Origin of the sequence: Marinomonas gallaica (assembly GCF_001639745.1) — a bacterium.
Taxonomy (GTDB): Bacteria; Pseudomonadota; Gammaproteobacteria; order Pseudomonadales; family Marinomonadaceae; genus Marinomonas; species Marinomonas gallaica.
The window spans coordinates 61,239-80,687 of sequence record NZ_LTAX01000016.1 but is presented as its reverse complement, the minus strand read 5'-3'; the positions used below and the strand labels follow the sequence as shown (position 1 = coordinate 80,687).

Sequence of the window (19,449 nt, the reverse complement as noted above, 5' to 3'; positions counted from 1 at the left end):
AGTAGGCCGAATATAAGCGTGCAACTTTACTCTGTCTTATCGAAATAGCTTGCAACAGTCGGGCGGGTCCATATAACTTCGCTGTACGAAGGAAAGCCCTTGCGATTAAAGGCTTCCATTCCTCACCGCACACTGTCTTTTCCCGCGGAAACCGCAGTCCTACATGACGGCAAAGTGGCTTTGTGGAGACTTCACTGTGCGAAGGAAAGCCCTTGCGATTAAAGGCTTCCATTCCTCACCGCACACTGTCTTTTCCCTCGGAAACCGCGGTCCTACATATTGGGAAACCGCGTTCCTACAAACTAATAGGAATTAATCCAGCATAAAAGTAACAGGACCATCGTTGGTAAACTGTACTTTCATGTCCGCACCAAACTGTCCTGTTTCCACTTTATCGTATTGCGCACGCACTTTCGCGACAAAATCATTAAACAAGCGCTCGCCCTCTTCCGGCACTGCCGCACTAGAGAAGCCTGGACGCAGCCCTTTTTTAGTCTCGGCTGCTAAGGTAAATTGCGAAACTAACAGTACCCCGCCACCTACCTGTTGAACATTCAAGTTCATTTTGCCGTCATCATCACCGAACATACGGTACTTTAAAAGCTTATCAGCCAAACGCTGTGTATCCGCTTCGGTGTCCCCGCGTTCAATCCCGACCAATACCAGCTGCCCATGATCAATGGCTCCAATGGTTTCACCATCAACAATGACTTTCGCTTCAAGGGATCGCTGTACCAAGACTTTCATCTGTGCTCCTTTTGCTATCTCTAACCATCACAAATTTTAGACAAAATAAAAGCGCCCTAAGGCGCTTTCATTCCGCTCAAGACCTTGCGGTCTATTTGCTGCTGCTCTATTACTTACGGCCAGCGCGTTTACGCTCGTTTTCAGTCAATAGTTTCTTACGAATACGGATGCTTTCTGGCGTTACTTCTACCAGCTCATCGTCTTCGATAAACTCAAGTGCTTGCTCAAGTGTATGACGAATTGGCGGCGTAAGCGTCAATGCTTCATCTGTACCTGATGCACGAACGTTTGTTAACTGCTTACCTTTAACTGGGTTAATAGACAAGTCGTTATCACGCGAGTGAATACCAATTACCTGGCCTTCGTATACTTCTACTGCGTGACCTAGGAACATACGGCCACGGCTTTGTAGGTTAAACAATGCGTAAGCCGCAGTTTTACCCGTAAGCATACTGATTAACACACCATTTTGGCGGCGGTGAACATCACCGTCTTTTACTGGGCCGTAATGATCAAATACGCTGGTCATAATACCTGAACCAGACGTCAGTGTCAGGAACAAACCACGGAAGCCAATCAAACCACGTGAAGGCGTCATGAACTCAAGACGAACTCGACCCTTACCATCTGGCTCCATGTTAGTCAGCTCAGCTTTACGCAAGCCAAGCTCTTCCATGATCGAACCTTGATGCTGCTCTTCAACGTCAATAACCACTAGCTCGTATGGTTCTTGAATTTTTCCATCAACAATTTTTTGAACTACTTCAGGACGAGAAACACCCATCTCAAAGCCTTCACGACGCATATTCTCGATCAATACAGAAAGGTGAAGCTCACCACGGCCAGATACGATAAATTTATCAGGCGTCTCGCCTTGGCGAACACGCAAAGCCACGTTATGGATAAGCTCACGCTCAAGACGGTCAGAGATATTACGCGTCGTAATGTATTTACCTTCTTTACCAGCAAACGGAGAGTCGTTAACCATGAAGGTCATGCTTACGGTTGGCTCGTCAACTGTCAACGCAGGCAAAGCTTCAACACACTCAGGATTACATAGCGTGTCAGAAATACTTAGACCATCGATACCTGTGATACAAACGATATCACCTGCAGCCGCTTGTTCAGTATCAACTCGCTGTAGACCATGGTAGCCCTTAACGTTTAGGACCTTACCTTTACGCTCTTTGCCGTCAGCCGATTTAACAATTACTTGCTGATTAGGAGACAACAGACCACGAGTGATACGGCCGATACCGATTACACCAACGTAGGCATCGTAATCCAATGCAGACACCTGCATTTGGAACATACCTTCAGGATCAACATCAGGAACAGGCACGCTGTCGACGATCATTTGATACAGCGGTTCCATTGTTTCTGACATTGCTTCTGGATCAAGCCCTGCGATACCGTTGATCGCTGACGCGTAGATCACAGGGAAATCAAGCTGCTCTTCTGTCGCACCAAGAGAGTCAAATAGATCAAATACTTGGTCCATTACCCAGTCAGGACGTGCGCCTGGACGGTCGATTTTGTTGATTACAACGATCGGACGTAGGCCACGTTCAAAGGCTTTAGACGTTACGAAACGCGTTTGTGGCATCGGGCCATCTACCGCGTCAACCAATAGTAGTACAGAGTCCACCATCGATAGTACACGCTCTACTTCGCCACCGAAATCGGCGTGTCCAGGTGTGTCTACGATGTTGATGCGGTAGTCATTCCACTTAATTGAAGTGTTTTTCGCAAGAATGGTAATACCACGCTCTTTTTCTTGGTCATTCGAGTCCATAATACGCTCTGAACCCATCTCTTTACGGTCCAGTGTACCTGACTGACTTAGAAGCTGGTCTACCAGCGTTGTTTTACCATGGTCAACGTGGGCAATGATTGCAACGTTGCGTAACTTACTGATATCAATAGACATTAATATTTCTCTGTATTTAGCGACAGGGAATGAGATATAACAAGATTAAGCGGGAATCGGTACGCTTAAAAGCAATCTTGTGTTGTCATTCGGAGTAAAATTCGCGCAATTGTACCCTTATCTTTATGAACTTCCTATTAAGTTCCCGAAAAAAGACAAAAAAAGTCCATCGCGCAAACCTCACGTAAGCTTCTTGGCGTTAGCTCTTAGGTACCGTGACCTGATGCCAGAACTGTTGGGCTATGCCTTCCATCTTTTCTGATAATACAAACAGCTCATCACAGGCACCAGAATTGTCTCGGCATTTTTCAACAATTCCGGCCGTCACGGTCACTGCATTCGCAATGCGTTGGTTAATTTGCATAGCCGTTTCACTTTGCTGATTCATCGCTACTGCTGTTTGCAATGCATTTTGATGAATTTGATCCAAACCTTCACGAACCCTAGTTACTGCGATATCAACATTAATTGACTCTTCATGAGTTCGCTCCACGGCCATCACAGCAGACTCCATTTTTGCACACGCTGCATTTGAGCCTAACTGCACTCTCTCGATGGCACTGACAATATCTTCGGTAGATTTATACGTTCGAGTGGCTAAACTACGGACTTCATCTGCAACCACAGCAAAGCCACGTCCTTGTTCGCCTGCCCGTGCAGCTTCAATCGCAGCATTAAGTGCAAGAAGATTAGTTTGTTCAGCTACTTCTTGAATGACCTCTACAACCGAACTGATGGCTTCACTATCACTGCGCAAACGAGCAAGCTCATCATTCGCTTGGCTGATATGGGTACGAACAGTATCCATTGCATCACGTGCCGTAATAATCGCTTTTTGGCCATCAGACATGGTATCAAATGCAGCTTCCGTAACACGGGTACCGTCTTGCGTAGCCTGAGCAACTTCCTCTACCGCGGCTACCATTTCATCAGTCGCTCGTTCAATCGAGCTAAAATCTTTTGATAACTCATCTAACGCACGCTCACTGGACTGCACACTGGCGCATACTTGAGTCTGTTTATCGCGCAACATTAACGAGAAACTACTGATACGACCCGCCACAGCGGCAGTTTCTCCGCGCAGCTTCGTCAGAGCCAGTCGAATACTACCCGCTTCATCCGTTCGTCCTGTATATATATACGCAGCAAGCTCTGAATCACACACTTGGCGGGATTTTTTAATTGCGGTCGCTAACGGTTGGTAAACCAGCCACAATAAACCTAGCATCACTAAAAACAAGGCAGTGTTAGCCAGCCAAGCACTGCTCGTATCGAATTCTTGAGCGATCAGGTTTGACAGTAAAAAGTAACTAACCAAAATCATCAAGCAACGAACAGGAAACGACAAGAAAGGTTTTCTAGGTAATTTTTTCTCGGGATGAGAGACAGAGTTTAGACTAGAATACAGTTTTTCGGCACGTTGCTTCACCTCGACTTCCGGCGCTCGACGAACAGATTGATACTCAACTACTCGCCCATCTGCCATAACAGGACTCGCGTAAGCATCTACCCAGTAATAACTGCCATCTTTACAACGGTTTTTAACAATCCCCATCCACGATTGCTTTTGCTGTAAATGTTGCCACATGTCAGCAAATGCCGCTTTGGGCATATCAGGATGGCGAATAATATTATGATGATGGTCAAGCAAATCCTGAGAATTGAACCCGCTGATGTGTTCGAATTCTTCATTAATGTAGGTAATCGTACTATCGAGTTTTGTCAGTGACAGTATATTGGAGCTCTTATCCAATATACGCTCCTGCCCCTGTTGCGTATAAGTCATTTGTATCCCTACTAATTTAGTAAAAAATAAGGATAGGAGTATATCGCGCTAATGAATCCTCATTTTGACAAAAATCATAGTAAGCACATTTTATCTATTCACTTAACCGATCTGTCACGCACAAAATACCCATTTTCATGCGCAATACATTCAACCAATGATTACATTTAATGAAAATTAACGTACAAAAAAGCGCACCATAAAGGTGCGCTTTTGAATATCATAGGAATCACTGTTCTACGGGAGGTAAACCCCAACATTCTCGTATCCCTTAGACATAAGGTGAGAAGCATGGATTCGACTCATGACACCTTTACCACAATAGAGAAGATACGTGGTGTCTTGATCTAACGTTGGCCACTTATTTCCCAATGTAAAGAACGGAACATTTAACATTTGACGACCCGATGCTTTGATTGGGTTACGTTCAGCTTCGTCTGGATGGCGAATATCAATAATCACTTCATCACCAACCGGCATACGCACCACCGGCACATCGCCTTGATACTGTTGATCTACATCGGCCATTACATCTTGGATCGACATAACACGAGCGTTATTGACGGCACTGTCTAGTACGTCGAAATTGAACTTCGCCTCTTCGCGTTCGACACGGTGCATTTTGGCACGTGTCGTCGGCTTAACAGAAATGACGCCGCAAAACTCAGGCATACTGGCCGCAAACGGCGCTGTGCCAATGTCTTTCGCTTTATCAATGATTTCCTGTTTGTTCATCGTCACCAGCGGGCGCAGTACCAGTTCATCCGTAACATTGTCGATGACTTTTAAATTGACTAGGGTTTGACTTGATACTTGGGCAACACTTTCTCCGGTTACCAAGGCTTTTGCACTCACCCCCTCCATTACGCGAGACGCGGCACGCAGCATCATACGTTTCAAGATAACGCCCATCTCGGCGTTATCAACATTATTGAGAATTTCCCCAACAACATCTTCAAACGGAATCGTAATGAATTTCACACCCAATTTTGAGCCGTATTTGTCCCATAAAAAATGAGACACTTGCTTCACCCCAATCTCATGGGCATCGCCCCCCAAATTGAAGAAACAAAAATGTGTTTTCAAGCCACGACTCATCGTCAAATAAGAGCTCACAGTGGAATCAAAACCACCAGAGATCAGAGACAGCACGGCATCTTGTGAACCCAATGGGTAGCCACCTAGACCCTCAATGCGCTGCTCAATCATCCATACGCGATTATCACGGATATCAATAGGTACCAACACGTCAGGGTCTTTTAAACGAACGGCCAATGCACCGCAGCGCGCTTTTAGCGTACCGCCAATATGCCGCTCAGCATCGACAGACGAAAAGTCATGATTCCCTACACGCTTAACACGTACAGCAAACACGGCATCTTTTAATTCATCACCATAAGATTTAATGGCTTCTTCAACAATGCCGTCCAAGTCGGTAAACGGGAACTCTCGGACGTATTGAAAGTGCGCAATACCCGCAATATGTCGTAATGACTCAATAAATGCGTCACGCTGGTCATCTTGTTCTGAGAGAATTTCAATAAAATCCCAGTTTCCGGCAACCGTCACATTATCATCATGATCACGCAAAACGAGACGGATATTATGGCGGAGCTGTTTTACGAAGGCTTTTCGTACTGGGCGGCTCTTGATAGTGATTTCTGGAAAGAATTTAACAATAAATTTCATTGGGTGTGTATTTTTCGTACAGTCGAATTTGAAGGGCGCACAGTATAAAGCATACAGCGCTGAAGCCAACCCCAAATAAATGCACCAAAAGCGCTCACCGCACCATGAATGCGCACCTAATTGGTTCAAAACCAATCAAGAATGGATTCAATAACGTGCAGATCCCTTTGTAAGAAAGCCAAAAAATAGCTTAACTCCTTGAAATTAAAGTTTTTTTAATGGCGCCCGAAATTCTGGCACAGGATATGCTTTACATTTTGGAAAATACGCTTCATCGTGAAGCAAAACTGAATTCCGAAAGAAATTTGATTAAACAACATTGGAGAACAAACATGTCAAACATCACTCTTGGTTTGATCGCAGAACATGACGTAAAGTGGGTTGACCTACGCTTTACAGATTTCAAAGGCAAAGAGCATCACGTGACTATTCCAGCAGCTAGCGTGGATGAAGAATTCTTCGAAAATGGTCAAATGTTTGACGGTTCTTCTATCGCTGGTTGGAAAGGCATCAACGAATCTGACATGATCATGATGCCTCAAGATGAGACAGCACTTCTTGACGTATTCACTGAAGATGCAACCATTATTCTTCGTTGTAACATTATCGAGCCAGCAACAATGCAAGGCTACGATCGTGACCCTCGCTCTGTTGCACTGCGTGCAGAAGAGTTTCTTAAGTCTACAGGCATGGGCGATACTGCATTCTTCGGTCCTGAGCCAGAATTCTTCATCTTTGACGACGTAAAATGGCATGCAGACATGTCAGGTTGTAGTGTAGAAATCAACTCAGAAGAAGCCGCTTGGTCAACGAACAAGTCTTTTGAAGGCGGCAACACGGGTCACCGTCCACGTGTTAAAGGCGGTTACTTCCCAGTACCACCTGTTGATTCTCATCACGAAATCCGTGCTGCAATGTGTCACGCGATCGAAGCAATGGGTCAAGAAGTTGAAGTACACCACCACGAAGTAGCGACGGCTGGTCAAAACGAAATCGGTGTTAAGTTCAACACACTTGTTAAGAAAGCAGACGAAGTACAAGTCATGAAGTACTGCGTACACAACGTTGCACACGCATACGGCAAAACAGCGACTTTCATGCCTAAGCCAATCGTTGGTGACAACGGTTCTGGTATGCACGTACACCAATCTTTCTGGAAAGACGGCGAAAACCAATTTGCTGGTGATCAGTACGCTGGTCTTTCTGATATGGCCCTTTACTACATCGGCGGTATCATCAAGCACGCTCGCGCGATCAACGCGTTTGCAAACGCTTCTACTAACTCATACAAGCGTCTTGTGCCAGGCTTCGAAGCACCTGTTATGCTAGCTTACTCAGCTCGTAACCGTTCCGCTTCTATCCGTATTCCTTACGTTTCAAGCCCTAAAGGCAAGCGTATCGAAGCACGTTTCGCTGATCCGACCGCTAACCCATACCTATGTTTCGCAGCCATGTTGATGGCAGGTATCGACGGTATTAAGAACAAGATTCACCCAGGCGATGCAGCAGACAAAGACCTTTACGATCTTCCACCAGAAGAAGGTAAATTGATCCCAACAGTTGCTAGCAGCCTTGAAGAAGCACTTAAGTGCCTAGACGAAGACCGTGCTTTCCTAACTGAAGGCGGCGTTTTCTCTGATGACATGATCGATGCTTACATCGCTCTTAAGTCTGAAGAAGTTACCCTTGTAAACATGACAACTCACCCAATCGAGTTTGACCTTTACTACAGCGTTTAATACCGCTTCTAGCTCTTAGAGTAATATTAAAAGCCCCGACCTGTGTTGGGGCTTTTTTTTGCCCTACAAAAATACATCAGAATAGTGGTGCACCATTTAAGTGCACAAATAAGCACTATATTATTAATAAGCCTAGAAAAATAAAGGCATCGAACTCTGCCCAATGTTGGTTCGTATTTTGCAGTAATAGACATTAATAAAGTGATCTTGCTCTAATCCAGTTCCTTTTTAGCGCATGAATGACATCACACAATAAAATATTCTATCGAGGCACTTCCGGTGTATAGCTTACTGATCGACCATTTATCCACTGCGGTACTGCAGCTAAACCGAGAACTCTGCATTGAGTATCTCAACCCTTCAGCAGAAATGATGCTAGAGGTCAGTCGACGTCGTATCTATGGTCAAGACCTAGCCGCCGCATTTAACGAAGATGATGAGAGTCGTCGCGCTTTATTGTCCGCCATTCAATCAGGCCACGCTTTTACAAAACGTGAAGCCGAGATAACGCTCACAACCGGTAAAATGATTTTATGTGACTACAATGTCACTCCTGTCATGGGCGCTCTTAATAATACCGACAGTCTACTGATTGAATTGCATCCTAGGGACCGTATGAAGCGCATCTCTCAAGAAGATGAGCTCATTGCCAACCATCAAACTAGCAAAGAACTGATTCGTGGCCTAGCGCACGAAATCAAAAACCCATTAGGTGGTATTCGCGGCGCAGCGCAGCTCATTAGTCGTGTTTTCAACGATGAAGGCTTAAAAGATTACACTCAAGTCATTATTGAAGAATCCGACCGCTTACGTGATCTGGTCGACCGTTTATTAGGGCCGCGCCAACTCCCTCAATATAAACCGCTCAATATTCACCGTGTCATTGAACGCGTTAATCAACTGATTTCTGTGGAATCAGAAGATCAGATTAAGCTCATTCGCGATTATGACCCCAGTATTCCCGACATCATTGGGGATGAAGCACAGCTTATTCAGGCGGTATTAAATGTTATGCGCAATGCGATGCAGGCGCTGATCCAGCAACCGGATAATCCGCAAAAACAAATAACCGTTTCCACACGTACCTTGCGCCAGTTCACCATCGGTGCAAAACGACATCGTCTCGTATGTCGACTCAGCATCGTCGATAACGGCCCAGGCATACCCGAAAATATTTTAAAAACACTGTTTTACCCTATGGTCAGCGGCCGTGCCGATGGCACTGGCTTAGGGCTGTCGATTGCTCAATCCGTGATTCACCAACACAACGGTATTATCGAATGCAACAGTCAGCCACAGCGTACCGAATTTAACATCCTAATCCCGATTGAAAACTCGGCAGTAGGCTAGGAGAAATACATGTCACAACAAGAAACCGTTTGGATCGTCGATGATGATCGCTCAATTCGTTGGGTGTTAGAGAAAACACTTGAACAAGAAGGCATTCAATGCCGTTTGTTCGAGTCCGCTGAAGCACTGGCCAATATGATCGGCAAAGAACAACCGACTGTCATCATCAGCGATATCCGTATGCCAGGCATGGATGGTCTTACGCTGTTGAATCAGCTACAGAAAGAACACCCGTATATTCCAGTTATTATCATGACCGCGCATTCTGATTTAGAAAGTGCTGTGGCCTCTTATCAGGGTGGCGCTTTTGAATACTTACCAAAACCCTTTGATGTAGAAGAAGCCGTCAGTCTGATCAAACGCGCTATTTTGCATCACAACAAATCTAAACCAGAATCGATTGCAGCAGCTGTGGAAGCAGAGCAACTCGCCGAAAAAGAAATTATTGGTGAAGCGCCTGCTATGCAAGAAGTGTTTCGTGCGATCGGACGCTTAGCAAACTCCAACATTACGGTACTAATCAATGGAGAGTCTGGCACAGGTAAAGAACTCGTTGCCCAAGCCTTACACCGTCACAGCCCGCGTGCCTCAAGCCCATTTATCGCGCTCAACATGGCAGCAATCCCACATGACCTGATTGAATCGGAGCTGTTCGGGCATGAAAAAGGCGCCTTCACTGGAGCCAACACGCAACGTCGCGGTCGTTTTGAACAAGCCAATGGCGGTACATTGTTCCTAGATGAAATCGGTGACATGCCGGCCGAAACACAAACACGCTTACTACGTGTACTAGCCGATGGGGAATTTTACCGAGTAGGTGGCCATACACCGGTAAAAGTGGATGTGCGAATCATTGCCGCAACCCACCAAGATTTAGAAGGGCTGGTCACGAAAGGCTCTTTCCGTGAAGACTTGTTCCACCGTTTGAATGTGATCCGCGTTCACCTGCCTAAATTGGCAGAGCGTCGTGAAGACATTCCAAAACTAGCGCGCCACTTTTTAAGCCGTGCTGCAGAAGAGTTGCACGTTGAGCCGAAAGTATTAACAAAAGATACCGAAAACTACATGAGTCGTTTAGATTGGCCTGGAAACGTGCGTCAATTGGAAAACACCTGTCGCTGGTTGATTGTGATGGCATCCGGTCGAGAAGTACTTATCGAAGACCTGCCGCCAGAGCTACTCAATACGCCACCTTCAGAAAGACCTTATGGCTCTTGGGAAGACGCATTAAAAAACTGGGTGGACAGCGCATTAGCCAGCGGTCAAAAAGGCATCTTAGAACAAACCGTGCCTAAGTTTGAACGGATCATGATTGAAACGGCTTTAACCCATACCGCAGGCCGCCGCCGCGACGCTTCATTACTCTTAGGTTGGGGGCGTAACACCTTGACCCGTAAAATCAAAGAACTGGGCATTGACCACTCTGATGGCGAAGAGGAATAGCCTTTCCACTTACGCGGATAAAACGACACCTAGATCAGGCTCAATCAAGGTGTCGTTTTTAGTCATTTAATCTTGGTTTTTCTTGCTTTTTTGATAACAATCCCCTTTCATAAAGAGATCAAACAACAGCGCATTTACAAGGATTTCTTTATGTACCCAACTCTCGAATCGATGGGCGTCAACAGCTTCGAAAACATTGAAAAATACACCTTACGCTACGAAGGTGGTTTTGATGTTTTGAAAATCTATTACCGTCGTGAAAAAGGCTCTTTGCTTCCAAAAAGTAAGAAGTTCAAATTTGGTCGTGCGACCCGAACCGTATTGGCAGACGGCGGCCAACAACAATACCGTGAAATCAGCGAGCCTTCTTTAGTCGTTCTGCGTGCAGTTGACGAACTCGGTCGCTTACTAGGTCAAGAATTTGAAGACAAACAAACCAAAGAAGACCTTCTCAAAGAGCTGGATCACTTAGAACGTGTTGTCGCGAATAAAATCGTCGAAATTAAAGCAAAAATCGAGAAATTGTCTTAACCTTTGCAGCAGCGGCCGTAGATTCTATGGCCGTTTTTTGGCGAAAGTTTTACACTCCGTACATTATAAAATAACGGAGAACCGCTATGCTGATTACGTCTGATGCGACACAAGTCGCAGAGATCTTACGTAACGGTGGGGTCGTTGCTTATCCAACAGAGGCAGTTTGGGGTCTAGGTTGTGACCCATTTAATCAACAAGCTGTGCAACGTATCCTTACCTTGAAGTCTCGTCCAGTCGAAAAAGGTTTGATTCTAATCGCTGGCGCTGCGCAACATTTAGATCCTTGGCAAGAAATCCTCGAACACGCCATGTTTACGCGTTTAATAGAAGTCACTGATCGCCCAACCTCATGGGTTGTCCCCGACACACTCATTACGCCAGATTGGGTTCGTGGACAGCATCCAGGTGTTGCCATTCGACTGAGCCAGCATGAGCCCGTTCAAAACCTGTGTTCTGCGTACCAAGGGGTACTCGTGTCTACTTCCGCAAACCCTGCTGGACTCGATCCTGCGCGTTCGAAAGAAGAGGTCATGAACTATTTTGGTGACACACTTGATGCGATTTTCGATGCACCACTCGGCAACGCAGCCCAACCCTCTCAAGTGCTTGACCTTATTACAGGTAAGCAATTTAGAGCCTAACGAAAAGAGCCAAGCATGAAGCTTGGCTCTTTGCTTTACAATTAAGCTCGTTCTAATGACCGCCTAAGTAGGCATCGCGGACCTCTGGATTCACCAGTAAGTCATCACCAGACCCGGTTAACCTGATTTCACCATTGACTAAAACGTAACCTCGGTCAGCAAGCTTTAAAGCATGGTTGGCGTTTTGTTCCACCAAGAAGATCGTCATTCCAGTACTCGCAACATCCGCCAAAATTTGGAAAATTTGCTTCACGATAATCGGCGCTAACCCTAAGCTAGGCTCATCCAACAACAATAGCTTTGGCCGACTCATCAACGCGCGGGCGATCGCCAGCATTTGCTGCTCTCCCCCTGACATAGTCGATGCTCGCTGATTACGCCGCTCTTTTAGCCTTGGAAATAGCTCAAACATGCGCTGCATGTCTTCATCACAATGCTCCATACCAATGGGAATGGTCCCCATCAGTAGGTTTTCCTCTACAGACATCCCAGGGAAAATTCGACGGCCTTCGGGCGATTGTGCCAAACCATTCGAGGCCACGTAGTGAGCAGACTTTTGAGAGATATCCTCACCTTGGTAAATAATTTGGCCATCACTGATACGAGGCTGACCAAAGATAGACATCAACAAGGTGGATTTACCGGCACCGTTTGAGCCGATCATGGTGACAATTTCCCCTTGATTGACTTCAAGGCAGACCTTTTTCAGTGCTTGGATCGGCCCATAATGAACGTCCACATCCTTGAATTGAAGTAATGCACTCATAGTGTAACGTCCTCCCCTTCTTCTGCACCTAAATAGGCAGCAATGACTTTCGGGTTCGACTTAATGTCTTCAGGCCCACCTTTGGCGATCACTTCACCATGATCCAACACCACAATGTAGTCGGAGATATTCATCACCATCCCCATGTCGTGCTCAATCAAAAGCACAGTTGTATTGTGCTCGTCACGCAGTACACGAATCATAGAGGCTAACGCTTCGGTTTCAGAAGGGTTAAGTCCCGCTGCAGGCTCATCAAGACAGATAATTTCAGGATTCGTACACATCGCTCGCGCAATCTCTAAACGGCGCTGTTGCCCATACGACAACTCTCCCGCTAAACGATTGGCAAACTCTGTTAAATGCACCACTTCAAGCCAATAAAAAGCGCGTTGCAGTGCTTCTTCTTCCGTCTTTTTGTAACTTTCAGTGTTTAAAATACCGGCCAACATACTTCGATTAACGATCATATGCTGCGCCACGAGTAGATTTTCTACTACGGACATCTCTTTGAATAAACGAATATTCTGAAACGTCCGAGCAAGGCCTGCGCGGTTGACCAAATGAGAGCCACCAAACATTTTGTATTTAACCCGCTCAAAAAATGCGGCAGGCGACACGAGGTCAGAGCCTTTGAATTTCTCACCTAGGACTTTGATCACGCTGGTTGGCTTATCGCCAGCGTTCAACATAATGCCGCCGCCCGTCGCTTTATAGAACCCTGTTAAACAGTTAAATACGGTTGTTTTGCCTGCCCCGTTTGGCCCGATTAAAGCCGATACGGAGCCACGTTTTATATCGAAGGTCACATCATTCAGGGCTTTAATACCACCAAAATGCATCACCAAGTTTTCAATTTCTAAGATGTTTTCTTGGCTCATTTCATCACCCCTTTTCGTGTCGCAAATCCTTTACGAGTGACTCGCACCAAACCGCGAGGCTTCCAAATCATCATCACGACCATCAAGATACCGAACATCAATACACGGTAGTCGGCAAATTCTCGTAACATTTCTGGTGCAACCGTTAGAACGAAGGCCGCTATCACGACACCTAAGGTCGATCCCATGCCACCCAAGACAACAATCGCTAGGATGAGCGCGGACTCGAAGAAGGTAAATGAAGAAGGGTTAACAAACCCTTGATACGTAGCAAAGAATACCCCGGCAATCCCGCCTGTCGACGCCCCTAAGGTAAAGGCAGACAGTTTAACCAATACATGATTCAAACCTAATGAGCGACACGCAATTTCATCTTCGCGCAAGGCTTCCCAAGCTCGACCAATAGGCATCCGCGTAAGCCGATGTTTAACATATAAAACAGCTAATACGACGAGGAACAGTACTAAGTAAATAAAAATGTATTTGAACGCTGAGTCGTAAGACAAACCAAAAAACTCATGGAACGGGGTGCCATCACTGGAGCGCCGCTTAAACTCCAACCCAAACAATGTTGGCAGCGGTGCGGACACACCATTTGGTCCATGGGTAAATTCAGTCCAGTTCGTCAATACAAGACGAATAATCTCCCCAAAACCCAAGGTCACAATGGCCAAATAGTCACCATGCATGCGTAGCACGGGAAACCCTAAAACCGCCCCGGCAACACCTGCCATAATGGCGGCAAGCGGCAACATAGACCAGAATCCAAGCCCCAAGTACTCATACCCTAATGCGAGGCCATAAGCACCAATGGCATAGAAGCCAACAAAGCCCAAGTCTAAAAGACCCGCAAGACCCACAACAATGTTCAAGCCCAAGCCTAGTAACACATAAATTAAACCGAGGATTACCACCGTTAGCACGTATTTCGAGGCGATAAAAGGCGCGATCAAACCAATCACAATTACAATCGGAATGATGTAACGCATTTTGCTTTTATAATCTGGCGCCGTAACCGAAACGCCATCCTCTTTCGTCAACTGACGATAAACAAACTTTTTACCAGATTCGGTTTGCACAAAGACGGAGATGGCAAAACGGCCAGCCATTACAATAGCAACAATCCAAACGACATCATCAATGCGCGCAATAAACTCATAGCCATCCAATAATACGCCAACAACTGGCCCAAACACGATAAGCGCTAATAAGCCCGCAATAATGGTGTCTTTGATGCTGGAGCCTATGTTAATTCCAGTTTCTTGACTCATTAGACTTTCTCCACTTCAGGTTTACCCAGAAGACCACTTGGACGGAAAATCAAGATGATCACCAATAATGAGAAGGAGAATACATCCTTGTAATCTGAAGAAATCAATCCAGCAAACAAGGCTTCAGATAGACCAAGAATAACCCCACCTAACATGGCACCAGGCAATGAACCAATACCGCCTAACACTGCGGCAGTAAATGCTTTAATACCAATAATGAACCCTACGTAAAAATCGAAGGCACCGTAATCCAATGTCACCAACACACCCGCTAACGCAGCCATAGCAGCGCCGATGACAAACACTGATGAAATCACGCGATCGGTATTAATACCCAAGATTGACGCCATTTTGCGATCTTGCTGAGTTGCACGACACATGCGACCGAGCTTTGTTTTTTGGATGATATAAGTCAGTACGCCCATCCCCAAAAATGCAGCGAATAGAATAAACAACTTCATATAGGTGATTTGTACAAAACCATCCCCAATATCAAAGCGAATAGCGCCACTGAGCATAGTGGGAATCCCCTGTTGACGAGCACCTTGGGAAATTTGCACATAGTTTTGCAGAATCAGCGACATACCAATCGCCGAGATTAATACGGAAAGACGGCTGGAATTACGCAATGGTCGATAAGCCACTCGCTCGATCACCCACCCATAAGCACCGGTTACAATAATAGTAAAAATAAGTGTCCCGAAAATAATAATTGGGAACGAATCCAGACCAAAAAAAGAAAATAATGCAATCGCGATGGCGGTTAAATAACTCGATACCATATAGACATCACCGTGGGCGAAGTTAATCATCCCAATAATGCCGTAAACCATGGTGTATCCGATTGCGATTAGCCCGTAAACAGAGCCAAGAGTCAGGCCGTTCACTAACTGCTGTAGAACGATATCCATCGAAGTAACCTCTAGCGAGTTGTAACAAGGAGAGTAAGAGGCGCAAGAACTGCGCCTCTAATCAACAACCACAGAGGTTAGTTGTTGAGCATGGTGTAATTACCTTTATCATCCCACTCGTACATAACGTAGTCGGATATGGTCAAGTCACCCTTATCATCAAATTTCTTAGTCCCCATTACGGTTTCAATAGAGTTCTCATGTAGCCAATCCGAAGCGGCGATAGGATCCAATTCCGTTGCATCTAATGCAGCCGCAACAACTTGCATTGCTGTGTACGAGTACATCACATAACCTTCTGGCTCAATGCCAGATGCACGGAACTCATCAACGACAACTTTACCAGCGGCGTAAGAGGTTGGATCTGCGCCAAACGTCATCAACACACCATCAACATATTCCGGCGAACCTGCTACCGAAACAAACTCATCCGATACAATGCCATCCCCTGAAATGAAGGTCGCGGTCAAACCTTGCTCACGCATTTGTCGTACTAATGGACCGGCTTCTGAATGCAAACCACCGAAATATACGACATCGGCATCGACTGAGCGGATCTTGGTGACAACCGCGTTGAAGTCTTTTTCACCACGTGTCAAACCTTCGTACAGCACTTCTTCAACACCGTATGCGTTCATCGTGTCTTTCATTGCATCCGCTAAACCTTTGCCGTAGGTATCTTTGTCATGCAGGATGGCAACGCGTTTAGCACCTAGATCACCTACGATGTAACTCGCAGCCACATCCCCTTGTTGATCATCACGACCACAAACACGGAAAACGTTCGGTAAACCGCGTTCGGTTAAAGCCGGGTTGGTCGATGCCGGCGTGACCATAAGAACACCCGCTTCTTCGTAGATGGTCGAAGCAGGGATAGAAGAGGAAGAACAAAAGTGTCCAACAACAGCAACCGCTTCATCGGAATCTACTAATCGGTTAGCGATCGACACAGCCTGCTTTGGCTCACAGGCATCGTCGGCTTTCACGAGCTTAATCATCTCACCATTGATCCCGCCTTTAGCATTGATGTCCATCGCTGCTTTTTCAGCACCTCGCCAAAGCTGTTCACCAAATGCGGCATACGCACCGGTATGAGGGCCAGCAACACCGATGACAACATCAGCTTGGGCAGTAAACGCTGCGCCAGCAACCGCTAAAGCAATAAGTGTTTTTCTTACAACTGTGTTCGACATGAAGATCTCCTACTCATTTTGGTTTTATCATTATTTTTAAAGCAAGAAGCATTCCAGAAAATTACAACCCATCAAAGCACCTACAAATGGGAAGAATAACGGAAATATTTTTAAAATGTGCACTACCAGTGAACACAAACAATAGCGCTTGGCTAATAAATGGTCAAACAGAGTGCAGGTTTATTTTTGCAATAGCATCTAGAAAAACAACAAAATGGAGAGAAAAAACCTAATAAGTAGCGCTCACATGATATTTTCAACTGACATCAGTCCAAAAAAGCAGCTGAAAATAACAGGCTCCGAAAACGAACTCCTGTTATTTTCTTTAAACGCTTTATTTAAGAAGGGTATCAATGGTCACTAATTGTGCGGACAGAGGCTGAGTGAGGCGACGCTTTAAATAGCGTGTTGTTTCGGGGTAAGGGTGGCCAATAGCGATGGCACTCCCCTGTTTATGAGCACGCTTTAACAAGCGTTCAAACTGTTTATCTATGGCTACTTCTGAGCGCACATTGTCGAGAAAAATATCTCGCGTCACCGTACGAATACCTCTTTCGACCGCCGTTGCATGCGCCACACTCTGTGGACTGGTTAAGCTATCAATAAAAAACAATGAGCGCTCTGCCATGATATCCATGACCCAGCCCATATGCTCTGAGTGTGTCGTTAACAAACTGCCCATATGATTATTTACCCCAGTGACATACGGCGTACTGTCCAAATCGGCATTTAAGGTTTGCTTAAACGTCTGCTCATCCATATTGACGTATAAACCGCCAGGGCCAAGCTTCAGCTCACGCTCATTCTCCATTGGCGCATGAAGGATAGTAATGCGCTCTTGCAGATGCGCTCGTTGGGCGGCTCTAACACCGTAGGGCGTTTCAGGCAATATCGCTAACACAACAGGTAAGGGAAGCGCTAAGCTTTCTTCCATTCCGCGTCGGTTGTAGCCCACATCATCAATGACAATTGCAATTTTAGGGGGCTCAGGTAAAGCATCCATAGAAGATATGTCTGACGGTAGCTTGTTCCTAGACGTCACACTTGGCGACGACATATTCGGCTTTTTAAACAACGGAGGCCAATCAGGTTTTCGGTCTGACAGAGGCGCTAAGTAAGGAATTTGCCCCATGGTCTGCGGTGTACTTCGATCTAATACCGGAAATGGTATTGTGGCGGGGTCTGCTGCTTGATCGGCAAACACAACACTGCTAGCGCTGGCAGCGATAATACTTGCCAGCGCCCAGTTAGATAAATTTCTTCGCATTACTTAACCAAAAATTGCTGTGCACTTTGCAACATTGAAAGTGCTTGGAATAGCTGAAAATCACTCACAGCCAAATCGTTTAACTTGTTGTCCACATCCGAACTGGTCCGCTCTTTTCCGCCAGTACCATTACCCAAATGACCCTTTAGCTCTGCTTCTTTGATAAAGAAACGGCCCTTCTCTACTTCCACTTTCGCTTGCGGAATGACCATATCAGGCATAATGCCTTGTGCTTGGATAGAGCGACCATTAGGCGTGTAATACAAGGCTGTCGTCAACTTCACTGCACCACCGGTACTCAAAGGCACTACCGTTTGTACAGAACCTTTACCGAACGTTTCCGTTCCAAGAACAAGACCACGTCGATGATCTTGAATGGCACCCGCTAGCACTTCGGATGCGGAAGCCGAGCCTTCATTAACCAACACAACTAACGGTGCTTTGGGTAACAACGTTGCCTCTGTCGTCGCCTTGAATTCGGTTTTGGAATACTCGTGACGACCGTCGGTATAAACAATCAAGCCATCATCCACCATAGCATCGACAATGCCGACCGCACTTTGCAATACGCCACCGGGATTGTTACGAAGATCGAGGATTAAGCCCTTGATAGGCTGTTGTTTCTGTAACGCTTGTAGCTTCTCACGAAACTCTTTCGATGAATTGCCTAAAAACTGACTGATACGAATGTAAGCAATGTTATTGCCTAACCATTCACTGGAAATGCTGCTATCTTCAATTTCCGCTCGGGCAATGGAATATTGTTTAATTTGACCATCACGATCAATATCCAGCAACACGTCACTGCCCTGCTCTCCGCGCATCAGGGTAATGACTTCCTGTAAGCTCATACCAGACACGAGCTGGTCATCAATACGAATAATAACATCGCCCGCCTTCAGCCCCGCTTTAGCTGCTGGGGAGTCATCAATTGGCGAAATAATGGTCAACTTGTTATCAACCATTTCTACTTCAATACCAATACCGGCGTAATTGCCCGATGTTTGTTCATCGAATTGCGCCATTTCATCCTTGGTTAAATACTCCGAATGCGGGTCAAGGGAAGACACCATGCCTTTCAATGCTTTATTAAGGATTGCCTCATCATCCAGCACCTCAACATAACCCGCACTGATGGTTTCAAAGGTTTCAACAAATGTGCGAATTTGCGTCAGCGGTACTGCCTGAGCGGATTCGCTAGTCTCAGGCTCAGGTGCAGCCCATGCTTGGTTCAGCAATAGAGCACTGACCCCGATAATAAGGTGACGTTTGATACCAACCATATTTCATTCCTTCTCGTTAAC

General features: G+C 45.9%; 16 protein-coding genes. 5 read left to right on the top strand and 11 right to left on the bottom strand.

Annotated elements, in window-relative coordinates; genetic code table 11:
- Positions 1-312 precede the first annotated feature (312 nt).
- The 4 genes from dtd to thiI all read right to left on the bottom strand — a co-directional run bounded on the left by dtd (position 313) and on the right by thiI (position 6,152).
- Positions 313-747: a D-aminoacyl-tRNA deacylase gene (dtd, locus tag AYW76_RS14105; protein WP_067221430.1), complete on the bottom strand. Its 435-nt coding sequence runs from the start codon at positions 745-747 to the stop codon at positions 313-315.
- 109 nt (positions 748-856) lie between these two features.
- Positions 857-2,677, bottom strand: coding sequence for a translational GTPase TypA (gene typA, locus AYW76_RS14100; RefSeq protein ID WP_067221427.1), 1,821 nt, complete (start codon positions 2,675-2,677; stop codon positions 857-859).
- A gap of 199 nt (positions 2,678-2,876) precedes the next feature.
- A complete protein-coding gene (locus AYW76_RS14095) occupies positions 2,877-4,463 on the bottom strand; it encodes a methyl-accepting chemotaxis protein (RefSeq protein ID WP_067221424.1) in 1,587 nt (528 codons plus the stop codon).
- A 237-nt stretch (positions 4,464-4,700) separates the two neighbouring features.
- On the bottom strand, positions 4,701-6,152 hold the full coding sequence (gene thiI / locus AYW76_RS14090) for a tRNA uracil 4-sulfurtransferase ThiI (protein ID WP_067221441.1): 1,452 nt from the start codon (positions 6,150-6,152) through the stop codon (positions 4,701-4,703).
- A 332-nt stretch (positions 6,153-6,484) separates the two neighbouring features.
- On the opposite strand from thiI, the gene glnA reads away from it, so the two are divergent.
- From glnA to AYW76_RS14065, 5 genes are all read left to right on the top strand, one after another.
- Positions 6,485-7,891, top strand: a complete 1,407-nt coding sequence (gene glnA, locus AYW76_RS14085; RefSeq protein WP_067221437.1) for a glutamate--ammonia ligase — start codon at positions 6,485-6,487, stop codon at positions 7,889-7,891.
- A gap of 279 nt (positions 7,892-8,170) precedes the next feature.
- On the top strand, positions 8,171-9,241 hold the full coding sequence (glnL, locus tag AYW76_RS14080) for a nitrogen regulation protein NR(II) (RefSeq protein ID WP_082866239.1): 1,071 nt from the start codon (positions 8,171-8,173) through the stop codon (positions 9,239-9,241).
- Positions 9,242-9,250: 9 nt separating this feature from the next.
- Positions 9,251-10,684 carry a nitrogen regulation protein NR(I) gene (gene ntrC / locus AYW76_RS14075; protein ID WP_067221418.1) on the top strand — a complete coding sequence of 478 codons (1,434 nt, stop codon included), beginning with the start codon at positions 9,251-9,253 and terminating at the stop codon, positions 10,682-10,684.
- A 150-nt stretch (positions 10,685-10,834) separates the two neighbouring features.
- A complete protein-coding gene (locus AYW76_RS14070; RefSeq protein ID WP_067221416.1) occupies positions 10,835-11,215 on the top strand; it encodes a DUF3461 family protein in 381 nt (126 codons plus the stop codon).
- Between the two features lie 86 nt (positions 11,216-11,301).
- Complete coding sequence (locus tag AYW76_RS14065; protein ID WP_197467830.1) at positions 11,302-11,859, top strand: L-threonylcarbamoyladenylate synthase; 558 nt, start codon at positions 11,302-11,304, stop codon at positions 11,857-11,859.
- A 52-nt stretch (positions 11,860-11,911) separates the two neighbouring features.
- Here AYW76_RS14065 and AYW76_RS14060 read toward each other — a convergent pair whose 3' ends face one another.
- From AYW76_RS14060 to AYW76_RS14030, 7 genes are all read right to left on the bottom strand, one after another.
- Positions 11,912-12,625: an ABC transporter ATP-binding protein gene (locus AYW76_RS14060; RefSeq protein ID WP_067221413.1), complete on the bottom strand. Its 714-nt coding sequence runs from the start codon at positions 12,623-12,625 to the stop codon at positions 11,912-11,914.
- Entirely contained in the window at positions 12,622-13,503 is an 882-nt protein-coding gene (locus tag AYW76_RS14055) for an ABC transporter ATP-binding protein (protein WP_067038474.1), read from the bottom strand. The genes AYW76_RS14060 and AYW76_RS14055 overlap by 4 nt, the downstream gene beginning before the upstream one ends.
- The gene (gene livM, locus AYW76_RS14050) at positions 13,500-14,774 is read right to left on the bottom strand and encodes a high-affinity branched-chain amino acid ABC transporter permease LivM (RefSeq protein WP_067221410.1); all 1,275 of its coding nucleotides are present in this window, start codon (positions 14,772-14,774) and stop codon (positions 13,500-13,502) included. Before livM ends, AYW76_RS14055 begins: the two co-directional genes overlap by 4 nt.
- Positions 14,774-15,685, bottom strand: coding sequence for an ABC transporter permease subunit (locus AYW76_RS14045; protein ID WP_067038472.1), 912 nt, complete (start codon positions 15,683-15,685; stop codon positions 14,774-14,776). The genes livM and AYW76_RS14045 overlap by 1 nt, the downstream gene beginning before the upstream one ends.
- Positions 15,686-15,762: 77 nt before the next feature.
- A complete protein-coding gene (locus AYW76_RS14040; protein ID WP_067038471.1) occupies positions 15,763-16,878 on the bottom strand; it encodes a branched-chain amino acid ABC transporter substrate-binding protein in 1,116 nt (371 codons plus the stop codon).
- A 334-nt stretch (positions 16,879-17,212) separates the two neighbouring features.
- Positions 17,213-18,145: a divergent polysaccharide deacetylase family protein gene (locus tag AYW76_RS14035; RefSeq protein WP_067221407.1), complete on the bottom strand. Its 933-nt coding sequence runs from the start codon at positions 18,143-18,145 to the stop codon at positions 17,213-17,215.
- A complete protein-coding gene (locus tag AYW76_RS14030; RefSeq protein ID WP_067221405.1) occupies positions 18,145-19,428 on the bottom strand; it encodes a S41 family peptidase in 1,284 nt (427 codons plus the stop codon). Before AYW76_RS14030 ends, AYW76_RS14035 begins: the two co-directional genes overlap by 1 nt.
- Positions 19,429-19,449 lie beyond the last annotated feature (21 nt).

Bases quoted from the DNA above. Each gene is read 5' to 3' on its own strand.
- AYW76_RS14045 (WP_067038472.1), bottom strand. From the start codon at position 15,685: ATGGATATCGTTCTACAGCAGTTAGTGAACGGCCTGACTCTTGGCTCT.
- thiI (WP_067221441.1), bottom strand. From the start codon at position 6,152: ATGAAATTTATTGTTAAATTCTTTCCAGAAATCACTATCAAGAGCCGC.
- dtd (WP_067221430.1), bottom strand. From the start codon at position 747: ATGAAAGTCTTGGTACAGCGATCCCTTGAAGCGAAAGTCATTGTTGAT.
- glnA (WP_067221437.1), top strand. From the start codon at position 6,485: ATGTCAAACATCACTCTTGGTTTGATCGCAGAACATGACGTAAAGTGG.
- livM (WP_067221410.1), bottom strand. From the start codon at position 14,774: ATGAGTCAAGAAACTGGAATTAACATAGGCTCCAGCATCAAAGACACC.
- typA (WP_067221427.1), bottom strand. From the start codon at position 2,677: ATGTCTATTGATATCAGTAAGTTACGCAACGTTGCAATCATTGCCCAC.
- ntrC (WP_067221418.1), top strand. From the start codon at position 9,251: ATGTCACAACAAGAAACCGTTTGGATCGTCGATGATGATCGCTCAATT.
- AYW76_RS14055 (WP_067038474.1), bottom strand. From the start codon at position 13,503: ATGAGCCAAGAAAACATCTTAGAAATTGAAAACTTGGTGATGCATTTT.
- AYW76_RS14035 (WP_067221407.1), bottom strand. From the start codon at position 18,145: ATGCGAAGAAATTTATCTAACTGGGCGCTGGCAAGTATTATCGCTGCC.
- AYW76_RS14030 (WP_067221405.1), bottom strand. From the start codon at position 19,428: ATGGTTGGTATCAAACGTCACCTTATTATCGGGGTCAGTGCTCTATTG.
- AYW76_RS14070 (WP_067221416.1), top strand. From the start codon at position 10,835: ATGTACCCAACTCTCGAATCGATGGGCGTCAACAGCTTCGAAAACATT.
- AYW76_RS14065 (WP_197467830.1), top strand. From the start codon at position 11,302: ATGCTGATTACGTCTGATGCGACACAAGTCGCAGAGATCTTACGTAAC.
- AYW76_RS14060 (WP_067221413.1), bottom strand. From the start codon at position 12,625: ATGAGTGCATTACTTCAATTCAAGGATGTGGACGTTCATTATGGGCCG.
- AYW76_RS14095 (WP_067221424.1), bottom strand. From the start codon at position 4,463: ATGACTTATACGCAACAGGGGCAGGAGCGTATATTGGATAAGAGCTCC.
- AYW76_RS14040 (WP_067038471.1), bottom strand. From the start codon at position 16,878: ATGTCGAACACAGTTGTAAGAAAAACACTTATTGCTTTAGCGGTTGCT.